Source organism: Mesorhizobium sp. M0060 (assembly GCF_040323155.1).
GTDB lineage: Bacteria > Pseudomonadota > Alphaproteobacteria > Rhizobiales > Rhizobiaceae > Mesorhizobium.
Genome location: NZ_JAMYUP010000040.1, coordinates 1 through 13,273, shown reverse-complemented (window position 1 = coordinate 13,273; position 13,273 = coordinate 1). Strand labels below are relative to the sequence as shown.

At 63.3% G+C, this 13,273-nt stretch carries 11 protein-coding genes and 1 pseudogene; 9 read left to right on the top strand and 3 right to left on the bottom strand.

The features are described 5' to 3' along the window. Positions 1-7: 7 nt before the first annotated feature. The 3 genes from NKJ94_RS27095 to NKJ94_RS27085 all read right to left on the bottom strand — a co-directional run bounded on the left by NKJ94_RS27095 (position 8) and on the right by NKJ94_RS27085 (position 3,549). Positions 8-931 carry a carbohydrate ABC transporter permease gene (locus NKJ94_RS27095; protein WP_352529441.1) on the bottom strand — a complete coding sequence of 308 codons (924 nt, stop codon included), beginning with the start codon at positions 929-931 and terminating at the stop codon, positions 8-10. Between the two features lie 153 nt (positions 932-1,084). Then, positions 1,085-2,530 (bottom strand): ABC transporter substrate-binding protein, encoded by a 1,446-nt coding sequence (locus NKJ94_RS27090; protein WP_352529439.1) that lies wholly within the window; start codon positions 2,528-2,530, stop codon positions 1,085-1,087. Between the two features lie 44 nt (positions 2,531-2,574). Beyond that, positions 2,575-3,549, bottom strand: a complete 975-nt coding sequence (locus NKJ94_RS27085) for a sugar-binding transcriptional regulator (protein ID WP_352529437.1) — start codon at positions 3,547-3,549, stop codon at positions 2,575-2,577. A 226-nt stretch (positions 3,550-3,775) separates the two neighbouring features. Here NKJ94_RS27085 and NKJ94_RS27080 point away from each other — a divergent pair, with 226 nt between their 5' ends. The 9 genes and pseudogenes from NKJ94_RS27080 to NKJ94_RS27040 all read left to right on the top strand — a co-directional run. After that, positions 3,776-4,819 (top strand): LacI family DNA-binding transcriptional regulator, encoded by a 1,044-nt coding sequence (locus NKJ94_RS27080; protein ID WP_352529436.1) that lies wholly within the window; start codon positions 3,776-3,778, stop codon positions 4,817-4,819. A gap of 36 nt (positions 4,820-4,855) precedes the next feature. Beyond that, complete coding sequence (locus NKJ94_RS27075) at positions 4,856-6,124, top strand: ABC transporter substrate-binding protein (protein ID WP_352529434.1); 1,269 nt, start codon at positions 4,856-4,858, stop codon at positions 6,122-6,124. A 75-nt stretch (positions 6,125-6,199) separates the two neighbouring features. Then, positions 6,200-7,045 (top strand): carbohydrate ABC transporter permease, encoded by an 846-nt coding sequence (locus tag NKJ94_RS27070; RefSeq protein ID WP_352529432.1) that lies wholly within the window; start codon positions 6,200-6,202, stop codon positions 7,043-7,045. Beyond that, positions 7,042-7,884, top strand: coding sequence for a carbohydrate ABC transporter permease (locus NKJ94_RS27065; RefSeq protein ID WP_352529430.1), 843 nt, complete (start codon positions 7,042-7,044; stop codon positions 7,882-7,884). The genes NKJ94_RS27070 and NKJ94_RS27065 overlap by 4 nt, the downstream gene beginning before the upstream one ends. A 21-nt stretch (positions 7,885-7,905) precedes the next feature. Beyond that, positions 7,906-8,946, top strand: a complete 1,041-nt coding sequence (locus NKJ94_RS27060) for an ABC transporter ATP-binding protein (protein ID WP_352529428.1) — start codon at positions 7,906-7,908, stop codon at positions 8,944-8,946. A gap of 38 nt (positions 8,947-8,984) precedes the next feature. Continuing rightward, on the top strand, positions 8,985-10,265 hold the full coding sequence (locus tag NKJ94_RS27055) for an amylo-alpha-1,6-glucosidase (protein WP_352529426.1): 1,281 nt from the start codon (positions 8,985-8,987) through the stop codon (positions 10,263-10,265). A 171-nt stretch (positions 10,266-10,436) separates the two neighbouring features. Then, positions 10,437-11,837, top strand: coding sequence for an SWIM zinc finger family protein (locus NKJ94_RS27050; RefSeq protein ID WP_352529424.1), 1,401 nt, complete (start codon positions 10,437-10,439; stop codon positions 11,835-11,837). 346 nt (positions 11,838-12,183) lie between these two features. Beyond that, complete coding sequence (locus NKJ94_RS27045; protein ID WP_352529422.1) at positions 12,184-12,672, top strand: DUF5691 domain-containing protein; 489 nt, start codon at positions 12,184-12,186, stop codon at positions 12,670-12,672. A gap of 116 nt (positions 12,673-12,788) precedes the next feature. Next, a pseudogene (locus NKJ94_RS27040) lies at positions 12,789-13,273 on the top strand (DUF5691 domain-containing protein); the annotation flags it as partial.

Sequence of the window (13,273 nt, the reverse complement as noted above, 5' to 3'; positions counted from 1 at the left end):
CAGCCTCCTATGCCTGGCCGCGGGCGCGTTCGCGCAGCCGCAGCCAGTTCTTGATGAAAATGTTCGAGAGGAAATAGGTGATCGCCCACAGGATGATCATCAGTGCCGCCGAGCGGCCGACATTGGTCGACTGGAAGAAGTTGAGATAGGCCTCGACCTGGAAGACGGTCAGCGTATCGCCCGGACCACCCTGCGTCATAGCGTAGATGATGTCGAACTGCTGGATGGAATCAAGCAGGCGGAACAGCGTCGCCGTCAGGATGTAGGGAGTCAGCATCGGCAAGGTGATGCGGAAGAACACGAAACTGCGTGGCACGCCGTCGAGCGCTGCCGCCTCGAAGGGCTGCGTCGGCAGGCTGCGCAGGCCGGCAAGCAGCAGGATCATGATGAAGGGCGTGTAGACCCAGACGTCGACAAGCACGACGGTGAGCAGTGCCGTGGAGGGAGACGAGGCCCAGCGGAAATCCTGCAGCCCGATCAGGCTGGCGAGATAGCTGAGCACGCCAAAGCCGGGATTGGTCATCAGCTTCCACATCAGCGCGGCGAGCGCCGGCGCCGTCATCAGCGGCATCAACAGCATGATCGAGATGAAGTTGTTCAGCGTCGAGCGCTTCTGCAGCAGCATGGCGATGCCGAGACCGAGAAGCAGCTCGAGCACGACGGTGATGCCGGCGTAGAGCAGCGACACCTGCAGCGTGTTCCAGAACTTCGGGTCAGTGAAGAACGAGATGTAGTTGTCGCCCCAGTTGAACTGCCGCGCCCAGGGCTGGCTCAACCGGTAGCGCTGGAAAGAATAGACCACGGATGTGAAGAACGGGATCAGAATGCCGATGCAGACCAAGAGGGCCGGCAAGCTGAGGAGGTAGGGCAGCACCCGCTTGCTGATCCTGAAGCCCGACGGCCTGTTTCTTTGTATTGTCGCCGCAGTCATCTGCTGCTCCGTCATCCTGTTGCTTCGCCGTCCCGGCCGCCCAAGGGAGCAAGGCGGCCGGTCGGGCGAGCAGGCGGTACCGCTCGGTACCGCGTCGCAAACGTATAACATCTCAAAGGCTGGCCCGTGGGACGGGCCAGCCCTGGCCGCGGCTTAGCCGAGCCCGGCTTCCTTGAGCTGGCCGTTGATGCTCTCGGCCAGCTTGTCGAGGCCCTCGTCGACCGGCACTTCCTTGGCCACCATCTTCTGCAGCGTCGCCGCCCATTCGGTGGTGAGATCGAAGAACAGCGGCTGCGGGGTGAACTTGATGCTGGCGCCCGGCGCCGAGACGTCGAACATCTCGACATAGCCCGGATAGCTCTTGTTCAGCTTCTCGCGGAACATCTCGTCGTTCCAGACCGACTGACGCACCGGATTGACGAAGTCCATCTTGGTCGCACCGAACAATGCATGCTCGGGTCCGGATGCCCATTGCATGAAGTACCAGGTGGCGTCCTTGTCCTTCGAGAAGTTGGACATCGACAGCGACCAGATCCAGATGTTGGGCGTCGGTGCCTTGGCGGCGGGATTGGCCTTAAACGCCGAAAAGGCGAGCTTGCCGGCCATCTTGTTGTCGCCGCCATTCATGAAGTAGCCGAGGATATCGGCGTCGAAAATCATCGCCGAAGCGCCTGCACCGAGATCGGTGCCGACCTGATACCAGGTGTAGGTCGACCAGTCCTTGGGGCCGCTCTCCTGGATCATCTGGACCCACTGCTTGTGGAAAGCCTTGGATTCGGCGGTGCTCATCGCGGCCGACAGCTTGCCGTCAGCCGAGACGTTCAGATCCTTCTGGTCGAAATTGGCGTAAGCCGACAGGAAGCCCGGGTGGATCGTCGCCCAGGAGCGCGAGCCGCGCACGCCGATGCCGTAGACGCCGCCACCGACGTCCTTGGTGAGCTTCGCCGCCGTAGCGACCATTTCATCCATATTGCCGGGAACGCTGACCCCGACCTTGTCGAACATGCCCTTGTTGTAGGTGATGTTGTTCTGCTCGAAGCCCCACGGAATGCACCATTGCTTGGCGTCTGCCGAACCGAGCGCGCCGCCCGGCTGGCCGTTCCAGGCGCAGGAGTTCTTGACGCCGGGCAGGAAGTCGTCCCAGGCATATTTCGGGTTGGTCTTGGCCGGATCCTTGATCCATTCATTGAGGTCGGTGATCCAGCCGGCCGGACCGTAGGTCCAGGTCATGTAGGCGCCGGTCATGAAGGCATCGTATTCGGGCGAGCTGGCCGACAGCGCGGCGGTAACCTTGTCGAAATAGACGTCTTCGGGGAACACGTCATAGACGACTTCCATGCCGGTCAGCTTCTTGAAATTGTCGAGGTTGGCAATCATCGCATCGGCGTAAGGATGCTTGTTGAGCAACAGCTTGATGGTCTTGCCCTTATGCGCCTGCCAGTCGAAATCAGCCGCCAGGGCGCGGGTCTGCCCGAAATTGAGCAGTGTACCGGCTGTGCTGGCGGCAAGGCCCATTGCACCGAGGCCCTTGATCAGCCCACGGCGGTCGACTTGTCCACGCAGGAACGCGTCGATGAGGTCTTTCTCTTTCTCATGCATTTCTCTTCTCCTCCACAGGGTAGTTTCAACGAAATGGCTGCCGGCTACCCGACCGGCGTCTGTTCCACGAGCGATCGCGCCGTCCGCTCGTCGGTTATCAGGCCTTTGAGATAGCGGCCCTCCAGCACTGACTTGATGGCGCGAACCTTCACCTTGCCGCCGGCGACGGCGACAATCCTGCGGTTGCTGATGTCTTCGCGCGCCAGTGCCAGCGCCCGGTTAGAAAGCGTCGTCGCAACAGCCTTTCCGGCATCGTCGAAGAAATGGCCGAGCAGTTCGCCGACGCCGCCGTTGCGGCGGATCTCCTCCATCTCGCCCTTCTCGATCATGCCGGTGGCGACAAGCGAGGCCTCACGCTCGGCGGTGCCGATGCCGGCAATGAGCAAGTCGGCGGTCTTGGCGAGGTCGAAGACATCGCTGACGCCCTTCTGCCCGAGCAGCACCGTTCGATCCTCGACGGTGTTGGCGAACATCGGCACCGGCATCACATAGGCCTCCGCACCGGTCCGTTCGGCGACGCGGTGGATGACGTCATGCGGATTGGCCGAGAACTTGCGCGTCAGGCCGCCAAGCAGGGAAACGAAACGTATCCTGCCGGCCGATATGCGCGGCAGATATTCGACGCAGGCGGCAAGTGTGCGGCCATGGCCGACGCCGATCAGCGTCTCCTCGCCACGTTCGATCTCGCGCTTGAGAAACTGCGCGCCGGCAATGCCAAGCGCCTTGAGCGGCAGGTCTTCGGCATCGAAATCCGGAACCACCTCGCAATAGTCGAGGCCGTAACGGCCGGATAACTCGTCCTCGAGCTCCACGCATTCGGAGACTTCGCCGTCGATATAGACTTTGACCAGGCCTTCCTGATTGGCCTTGGTGATGAGGCGATGCGCCTTGAGGCTGGTCAGGCCGAGCCGCTTGGCGACCTCCGACTGGGTCAGGCCGCCGGCATAGTGAAGCCAGGCGGCACGGGCTGCCATCCCGGTCTCATCGTCGCGCAGCAGGCCGTTGCCAAAACCAACCATTTCCGCCCTTTGATATTTTTATCAGTTGCTGCAAAATTTTTCACAAGGCGTCGCCCGAGTCAAGCAACCGCAGCGTTTAAATCTTCGTTTGGGCTTGCCGGCAGAGCGTCGGTCTTGGCCAAACAGGGGTCGCGCGAATAAGCGGGGACTGCTCGGGCATGTTTTAAAACGTTTGCAATTTAGCCCGAACCGATTACAAACGTTTCAAACTCCGTTCGGAGGAACGATGCCGGCCCGCGTTACCACCCTCAAAGAACTTGCTGCGCAGCTCGGCCTGTCGATCACCACCGTTTCGCGCGCCCTTGCCGGCCACGAGCAGATCGCCTTGAAAACGCGCCAACGTGTCACCGAGGCCGCGCGCCAGGCCGGCTACGTGCCGAACACGGCAGCCCGCACGCTGGTCTCCGGCCGCAGCGGCTTTGTCGGCATGGTGCTGCCGATCCGCGGTCCCAATCTGGTCGATTCCTTCCTCGGCGAATTCGTCACCGGGTTGGGCGAAGGGCTGGTTTCGCACGGCTCCGACCTGATTCTGGCCGCAGCGGCGCAGGGCCAGTCGGAGCTTTCCGTGCTCCGCCATGTGGTGGAATCGGGGCGCGCCGACGGCGTCGTCGTCACCCGTATCGCCGAGGTCGACGAGCGGCTTTCGTATCTGCGCCAACGCAATTTCCCGTTCGTCGCGCATGGCCGGCTGCTCGACGGCGACTTTGCCTATCATTGGCTCGATACCGATGGCGCGTATGCTTTCGGCGAAGCCTTCGACATGCTGTACGATCTCGGACACCGCCATTTCGGGCTGGTGACGATTTCCGAGCCAATGACGTTTCGCCATCTCCGACAGGATGGGCTCGCTGCCGCGATCGCCCGCCGGGGCGACCCGTCGGTCAGGCTCGATGTGGCGACAGCGCCGCGTTTCGATCGCGGTGCCCGCATCCAGGCGATCAACCGGCTGCTGCATGTCGCGGAGCGGCCGACGGCGATTGTCGCGCTGTTCGACGAGCTGGCGCTGACGGTGATGGAAGAGGCAGCCCGCGCTGGCCTTGCCGTTCCTCGCGACCTTTCGGTGATCGGCTTCGACAACATAGCCGCCTCCGCCTACGCGCCGCCGGGGCTGACCACTTTCGACGCCTCGATCCGCCAGTGCGCGCGCGAGATCGGCGAGATGCTGCTGACCGTCATCGGCGACAGGCCGGCCGCGCCGCTGACGCGGCTGGTCCGGCCGACACTTGTCTCGCGGGCAAGCCATGGTCCGGCACCAACAGGACAGAACTGACGCCTTAGCGGCGCATAACCAGGGAGGAAGATGACGATGAATGCGTTGAGGACATTGGCAGGTGCCGTGCTGGCGCTGTCGCTCGCTGCCGGCGCAGCACAAGCCCAGCAGGTGTTGTTCTGGTCGACACAGGCGCGACCCGTGGAAGAGACCCAGAAAATGCGCGGCGAGGTGCTGAAGGGGTTTGACGGCCAGGTCGATTACCAAGTCGCCGAGGACGGGCCCTGGCTCACCCGCCTGCAAGCCGAGCTGCAGGCCGGCTCCGGCAGCATCGGCGTGCTTGGCGGCCTGCACGGGGACTTCTCCACGGTCGGCGCTAACCTTGTCGATCTGTCTGGCATCGATGTCGGCGGCGTCAAGGTCAACGATGCCTACAAGAAGCTCGGCACGCTCGGCACAGGCGAACAGAAATACCTGCCATGGATGCAGGCCACCTTCCTGATGGCGGCAAACAAGCAGGCGCTGCAATATCTGCCGGCCGGCACCGATCTCAACACCATCACCTACGACCAGCTGATCGAATGGGCAAAAACCATCGCAGAGAAGACCGGCTCGCCCAAATTCGGCTTTCCGGCCGGTCCGAAAGGGCTGAAGCACCGCTTCTTCGAGGGCTTCCTCTATCCGTCCTACACCGGTTCGATGGTGACCAAGTTCCGCTCGGCGGAGGCCGAGACGGCGTGGAACAAGTTCAAGGAATTGTGGCAGTATACCAACCCGAATTCGACCAATTATGCGTTCATGCAGGAGCCGCTGCTGACCGGCGAAGTGTGGGTGGCGTTCGATCACGTGGCGCGGCTCGCCGACGCCTTCAATCAGAAACCCGACGAGTTCGTCGCCTTCCCGGCGCCGGCCGGGCCGGCAGGCCGCGGCTACATGCCGGTGATCGCTGGCGTCGCCATCCCAAAAACCTCGCCCGACATGGACAAGGCCAAAGCGCTGGTCGCCTATATGCTGAAGCCGGAAACCCAGATCGCGACACTGAAGGCGACGAACTTCTTCCCGATCGTCGACGTCAAGCTGCCCGACGACATGCCGGCCTCGGTCAAGGCCTTCGGCCCGGCGATCGCCACGATGACCGGAGCTCCCGATGCGCTGCCGGCGCTACTGCCGATGGGACTCGGCGATCTCGGCGGCAAGTTCAACCAGATCTACACCGACAGTTTCGAGCGCATCGTGCTCGGCGGCGAGGACGTGCACGGCGTGCTCGACGAACAGGCGACGGCGCTGAAAGCGATCATCGACCAGGCGAAGGCGCCATGCTGGGCGCCTGACAAACCATCGCAGGGCGCCTGCCCGGTCGATTAAGAATCCTCCCCGGGCGTCCGGACTCTAGCGCGCCGGGCGCCCACCCCTTTTCAAACGCCGAACAGAGATCGCTCCATGCACGGCAAGGCCCTGCCCTATCTGCTGCTGATGCCGGCGACGCTGTTCCTTTGCGTCTTCTTTCTCTACCCGTTCGCGCTGGTCGCCTTCGAAGCGTTCACCCGCGACGGCGGCTTTACGCTCGACAATTTCCGCACCATGGCCGGCAGCTGGAAATTCCCGGTCACGGTCCGCAACACGCTGCTGCTGAGCGCCGTCGTCGTGCCGATCCAGCTGATCATGGCACTGCTGATGGCAACGGTGGTGTCGCGGCTCGAAACGGGGCGCAGCGCCGCGCTTTATATCTTCGCCATTCCGCTCGGCATCTCCGATCTCGCCGCCGGGCTGATTTGGCTCGCCATCTTCGACCAGTCCGGCTTCCTCAACACCTTGCTCTCCAACCTCGGCGTCATCGACAGGCCGGTCATGTTCCTCGGCTACCAGAGCAAGCTGATGATCTTCATCGCCGTGGCGCTGGCAGAGATCTGGCGTGCGACCGCCATCATGATGGTTATCCTGGTCGCCGGCATGGGGCTGATCCCGAAGGAATATTACGAGGCAGCCGAGGTCTTCGGCGCGAGCCCGTGGAAGCGCTTCGTCAAGATCACACTGCCTCTGCTGCGCCCCAGCCTGCAGACGGCGATCATTCTGCGCGTCATCCTTGCCTTCGAGGTCTTTGCAGTGGTTGCAGCACTCGGCGGCACCAATCTGCCGGTGCTGATGGGCGAAACCTACAACTGGCAGTTCACGCTGCAGGACCGAAATGTCGCCGCAGCCATGGCGCTGTTCATCCTCGCCATCTCGATCGGCTTCACGCTGTTCTTCCTACGGGTGCTGCGTGTGCCGAAGGAGGCGCGGATATGAGCACCGTCGCGGAGCTGTCGATCGCCGCGCCTGCGGCCCGCAAAGCCGGCAACTGGCTGCTGGTCGCCACCGTCATCCTGCTTTGCATCTGGGTGCTGTTGCCGATCTATCTGCTGATCGTCAACGCGCTGTCGTCGCCGGAAGAGGTGACCGCATTCCCCAAGCGCTTCTTCCCGTCATTCGATTTCGGCAGCCTTTCCTTCTTCATCAATTTCGCCGGCGTCGCCAAGGCGCTGTGGAATTCGGTCCTCGTCGCTGCCCTGACGATGATCCTCTCGATCGGCTTCGGCGCACCGGCTGGCTACGCGCTGTCGCGCTTCGATTTCCCAGGCAAGGAAACGTTCCGTTTCCTCGTGCTGATGACCCGCGCCTTCCCGCTGCCGCTGCTGGCGCTGCCGCTGGCGGTAATGTTCATCCGTACCGGCCTCGACGATACCGCGATCGGGCTGGCGCTGGTCCATACCACGCTGGCGCTGCCGTTTGCCGTGCTGATTACCTTCTCGCTCTTCTCCGGCATTCCGGTCGAGCTGGAGGAAGCGGCCTGGACGCTTGGCTGCACAAGATTGCAGGCATTTCGCAAGGTCATTCTGCCGCTGGCGCTGCCGGGCATCGCGGCATCGGCGGTATTTGCCTTCACCATCTCGTGGAACGAGGTGTTTGCCGCAGCCGTGCTCACGATCGAGAACCGGACGCTGACCGCCTTCCTGCTGCAGAGCCTCGGCGAATCGCCGCTCTACCTCAAATTCGCCGGCGGCGCGGCCTTGGTTATCCCGGCGCTGATCTTCATCTTCGCCGTCCGCAAATATTTGTTCGCCATGTGGGGGATCGCCAACCGATGACGCGCACAAACGAGAACGCCGATGGCTGAGATCGCCATCAAACAAGTCGCAAAGCACTTCGGCGGCTTCACCGCTTTGCATTCGATCGATCTGACCATCGCCGATCAGGAGTTCATGGTGCTGCTTGGCGCCTCGGGCTGCGGCAAGACCACGCTGCTGAGGATCGTCGCCGGCCTGGAGACGCCAAGCCAGGGCGAAGTCTGGATCGGCGGCCGCCGCGTCGACCATCTGCCGCCGCGCGAACGCGGCATCGCCATGGTGTTCCAGAATTACGCCGTCTTTCCGCACCTGACGGTGTTCGAGAACATCGCCTTCGGCCTGCGCATGAAGAAGCTGCCGCAGCAGGAGGTCGAGGGGCGCGTCAACCGCACCGCAGAGCTCATGCACATCGAGCAGCTTTTGAAGCGCTATTCGGGCCAGCTTTCCGGCGGCCAGCGCCAGCGTGTGGCTGTCGCTCGGGCGCTCGCCATGGAGCCCGACGTCATCCTGATGGACGAGCCGCTGTCCAACCTCGACGCGCTGCTGCGGCTCGAAATGCGCGCCGAGCTCAAGGGCGTGCTTGCCGCATCTAGAACCACCACCATCTACGTCACCCACGACCAGGTCGAGGCGATGAGCCTGGCCGACCGCATCGCCGTCATGCATCAGGGCCATATCGTCCAGGCCGCCTCGCCGGTAGAGGTCTACCGCAATCCGGCGGCCCGCTTCGTCGGTTCCTTTATCGGCAACCCGCCGATGAATTTCATCCCGGCGACGAAGGCTGCGAACGGCGGCTGGACTGTCGCCGAGCTGACGCTGCCGGGCCCGAAGTCGGACAAGCAGACGATAGAATTCGCCATTCGCCCCGAGGATGTCGACGCCAGCAACGAGGGGCTGCGCGCCACCGTGCGCGTCGTCGAGCCGCTCGGACCGCACACGCTGGTCACCTGCGATGTCGAGGGCGGCCTGTTCCGCGCCATTCTCGAATCGAATGCCACGATTGCCGTCGGCGATCACTTGCGGCTTTCGCCCAAACCCGACCGCATCCGCTGGTTCGATCCTGAAACCACCAACGCACTTTGATCCCCACGCCCTTCGATCCTGAAAGTACGAACGCCTCGATGATATCTCTTGCCATTGACGAAACCATCGCCCGCGCCGTCGAGGTGCTCAGGGAAAACGACCAAGGCACCTACACCATACCGACCAAGGGCCTCTACCCGTTCCAGTGGAACTGGGATTCTTGCCTGACCGCGCTCGGTCTTGCCCACTATGACGAGGCCCGAGCCTGGACCGAGATCGACACGCTGTTCGCCCACCAGTGGCCGGACGGCATGGTGCCGCACATCGTCTTCCATGTCTGGAGCGACGGCTATTTCCCTGGACCGGAGGTCTGGCGAACGAACCGCCCGACCGCCACCTCCGGCATCACCCAGCCGGCGGTCGCCGGCTTTGCCGTGCGCCGCCTGTTCGACCGGGCCAAGGACAAAACGCTGGCGGTCGAGCGCGCCCGCGCGCTGTTGCCGAAAATCGACGCCTGGCACCGCTGGTTCTACGAAAATCGCGACCCGAACGGCGAAGGACTGGTCGCCATAATCCACCCATGGGAGTCCGGCCGCGACAACTCGATCGACTGGGACGACGCGTTCGAGCGCGTGCCGACCGAAGGCGTCGAACCTTACACCCGCCGCGACATCCTGCACGCCGATCCGGCGCATCGTCCAACCAAGGCGCAGTATGACCGCTACATCTGGCTGCTGCAGCATTTCCGCGGGCTTGGCTGGGACAACGCCCGGCTGCACGACGCCTCGCCGTTCCAGGTCGTCGATCCTGGCTTCAATGCCATCCTGATCCGTTCCGCCGCCGATCTCGCCGATCTCGCCGAGACGCTCGGCGAGAAGGACATCGCCAACGCCAACCGAGCCCGCGCCGAGAAGGGCGTAGCGGCTATGGAGCGGCTGTGGAGCGACGCGCATGGCCAATACATTTGTTTTGACCGAGTGGCTGGAAAGCTTGTTGACAGCGCTTCGGTCGGCGGCTTTCTGCCGGTGTTCGCGGCCATTCCGGAAAGGCGGGCCGCAGCCATCGCTGCCACGATCGAGCGCATCGCCGGCAAGGCGCACTATATCGTCCCCTCGCACGATCCTGGCGATGCGCGCTTCGATGCCAAGCGTTACTGGCGCGGCCCGGTCTGGCTGGTGGTCAACTACATGATCGCCGACGGCCTTGCCGCCGCCGGCCACAGCCAAATGGCACAACGGATCACGCAGTCCAGTCTCGACCTGATCGCCGAGAGCGGCTTTGCCGAATATTACGACCCGCTCAGCGGTGAGCCGCTCGGCGGCAGCCGCTTCACCTGGACCGCGGCAATGGTGATCGAGTTTTTGAAGGGCAGAGGCTGAGCGCCGGCCGCGATTGGCTGCCCCGGCCGGCCACTCCGGCTTTCAAAGCCTGCTTGCAGCGAAAGAGTGATTGCACAGCTGAGCTGCCGTGCCGATCTTCATCATGCCGGAGCTATAATAGTTCTTCACAAACCGCTATCTATACTGCTTCGAAGGCGGGAGAAGCGCGGCTTGGAATTCGATCTGAAAACCATTGAGGCGCTCGCTCCCGATCAGGCGTCGCTGAGCGCCGCCTCCAAGCTCACCAAACGATCGAACTGGCCGCGGCTCGAAAAACATGAGCAGCAGGCGCTCATCTGGGGCAAATGCCAGGGCTCCGGCTCCAATCCTTATCGCGTTGTGGTCGACACGGGCGATCACGGCTACAAATGCACCTGCCCCTCGCGAAAATTCCCGTGCAAGCACACGCTGGCCCTGATGTGGATTGCCGCCACGGCGCCAGCCAGTTTTGCCGCTGCCGATACGACGCCGGAATGGGTGAATGATTGGCTCGGCCGGCGCCGGAAGACAACGCCACAGCCGACGCAACTGGCACTGGGCGCGGAAGCCAAGAGCATTGGCGAAGCCGCAAGGCCGGACGAGAGCGCAGCCGTTGAAGACGTTGCGGCGGTAGAGCGGCGCGAGGCAGCGCAGCGCAAGCGGGCGGAAGACACACGCCACGCAGTGTCGGCGGCGCTCGATGAGCTCGACCAATGGATTGCCGACCAGTTGCGGCTCGGTCTTTCCGGATTTGTCGACGCCAGCAGCGACCGCTGCCGCCGGATTGCCGCGCGGCTGGTCGACATGAAGGCAACCGCGCTCGCCGGCCGTATCGACGAGATCCCGTCGCGGTTGATGGCGCTGCGCAGCGAAGAAAGGCCCGATGCAGCAATCCGCGAGCTTGGCAAGCTTGTGCTGCTGGCCAAAGCCTGGCGATCAGCGCCTGACGATCCCGAGTTGAAGCGTCTTGTATCGACCTCTGACACCCGCGAGCAGGTACTCGCCAATCCGGACGCAAAACAGGTTGAAAGCCTATGGGAGGTTCTCGGCGAGAAGATCGAGAGCCGCCGCGATGGCCTGGTCAGCCATTCGACCTGGCTACTCGATTTGAAGAGCGCTGCGCCGCAATTTGCCGTGCTGCTCGATTTTTTCCCGGCTTCGGCCGGGCGCCGGTCCAATGCTTTTGCACCAGGCGACCGTTTCAATGCCCGGCTGGTGTTTTATCCATCACGCATGCCGCTCCGCGCCCTGGTGGCGGAGCGCATGGGGGAAGTTGCGCCCGGCGCGTGGCCCGATTTCGCTTTTGGCGCCGCGAAAGATCCGCTCGCGACGCATGCTTCCCATCAGGACGCCGCGCCTTGGATTGGCGATTGTCCCCTCATGTTGCCGCCCGGCGCGATCCTGCTAGACGATCGGGGCACGGCATGGTGGCAGGCAGAGGATGACCCGCAGGGGATCGCCTTGCCGATCGCCGGCGCGGTAGATCAAACCTTGCTCGGCCTCGACCTTGCGGCCACGGCAGCGCTCTGGAATGGCGCCCGGCTTGACCTGCTGGCGGCGCAAAGCGAGTTCGGGAGGCTTGATCTGGCGTGAACGAAGGCGAGCAAACAGGCCTGGCGGCAATGCGCGATTGCTGGATCACCGGCGGCGCCACTTTCGATCTGGCTCCGGCCGACTGGAAGGCAATCGCCGGCGGTACAAGTCCCGACGAACAGGAGCGCCGGCTCCTGGCAATCGCCGCACAAGCGCTCGACGTCGCGCTACGGCCTGCGGCGCCGATGACACTGAAGCGTCGTCCGCCGCTGCCCAGACTTGCCCTGCCCATGCTGCCGGGACGGTTTCGGCCGTTGTTGAGAGCCGCTCTGAAGCACGCCGCCGACACGAGGCGCAAGACGCGCGTGGCGACGCTTGTCGCCAGCCGCGGCTTTGTGCTCCTCCCATGGACTGGATGCCTGGCGCGTCGGATCAAAACAGCCCGGACGTCTACGCACCATGGATCGACTGGCAAGCAAGTGTGGATGGGGAAAGACATGCCCCACAAGAGAAACTGACGGCGGAAAACTGGGATGAGTTCTATCCCGCCGCGCGACGCATCGCCCTGGCCGATATGCGTCGCGTCGACCCGGCCTCGGCTCGAATGCTAATCGAGGCCAAGGCGCCAGGCGAACCCGCGGAAGTCAGGCTTGCGCTGGTTGAGCTTATGCGCTTCGGCTTGCATCCAGAGGACGCGCCTTTCCTGAAAAGCCTTTCGGCCGACAAGTCCGGCAAGGTGCGCGAATTGGCTGGCCGGCTGTTGGCAAGGCTGGGAGAGCACGGCCACCCCAGAGACGGTGGAGCGGATGATCCCGTAGCCGAGCTCGCCGCCTTTATCACTGAAAGCAAATCGGCTTCATCCGCCGCCGCACGATCTATACTCCGGCAAAACTGAAGTCCCCGGCGCAGGAGCAACGCCGCGCCGAACTGTTCGAGACTTGCAACCTAGTCGATGTTGCCGCGCGGTTCGGCGCTACGGAACCTGAATTCATAGGAGCCTGGCAATTCGGCGTGGACAACAATGCCGACATCCTGATCGCACGAATGGTCGCCGCTTCAGGGAGCGATGCCGCGGTGACGCATATGGCGGACACGCTTGTTGCAGACGGCGGCAAGGCGGCGCTGTTCCTCCTGCATGTGATGCCCCGCCTCGACAGTCGCAGAAAACGAGTCCTCATCCGTCTTATCCTCGAGCAGGCAAACTACCTTGGCGCGGTCAATCTAGCGGAAGGCATTGAAGCTGGCTGGCTGGAATGGGACGACCTGACCAATGGGCAAGTTCTGCCGGCCCTGCGTTCCGTGGTCGCTGGAAATGACGATGCCATGCGGCGGGGGGCCGACGATATACTGGAGACGATCGGCTTTCTTGCCACCGCGGCCGCGGCGGCAAGATTGATCGACGAGGTCGTGGCGGGCGGCCTTCCGGGCGCCGGCCCCGATCGCGGGGTGCTGGGTCTGCAAGGAGCGCTGGGGGGAACTACGTCGATGTGCGCCCC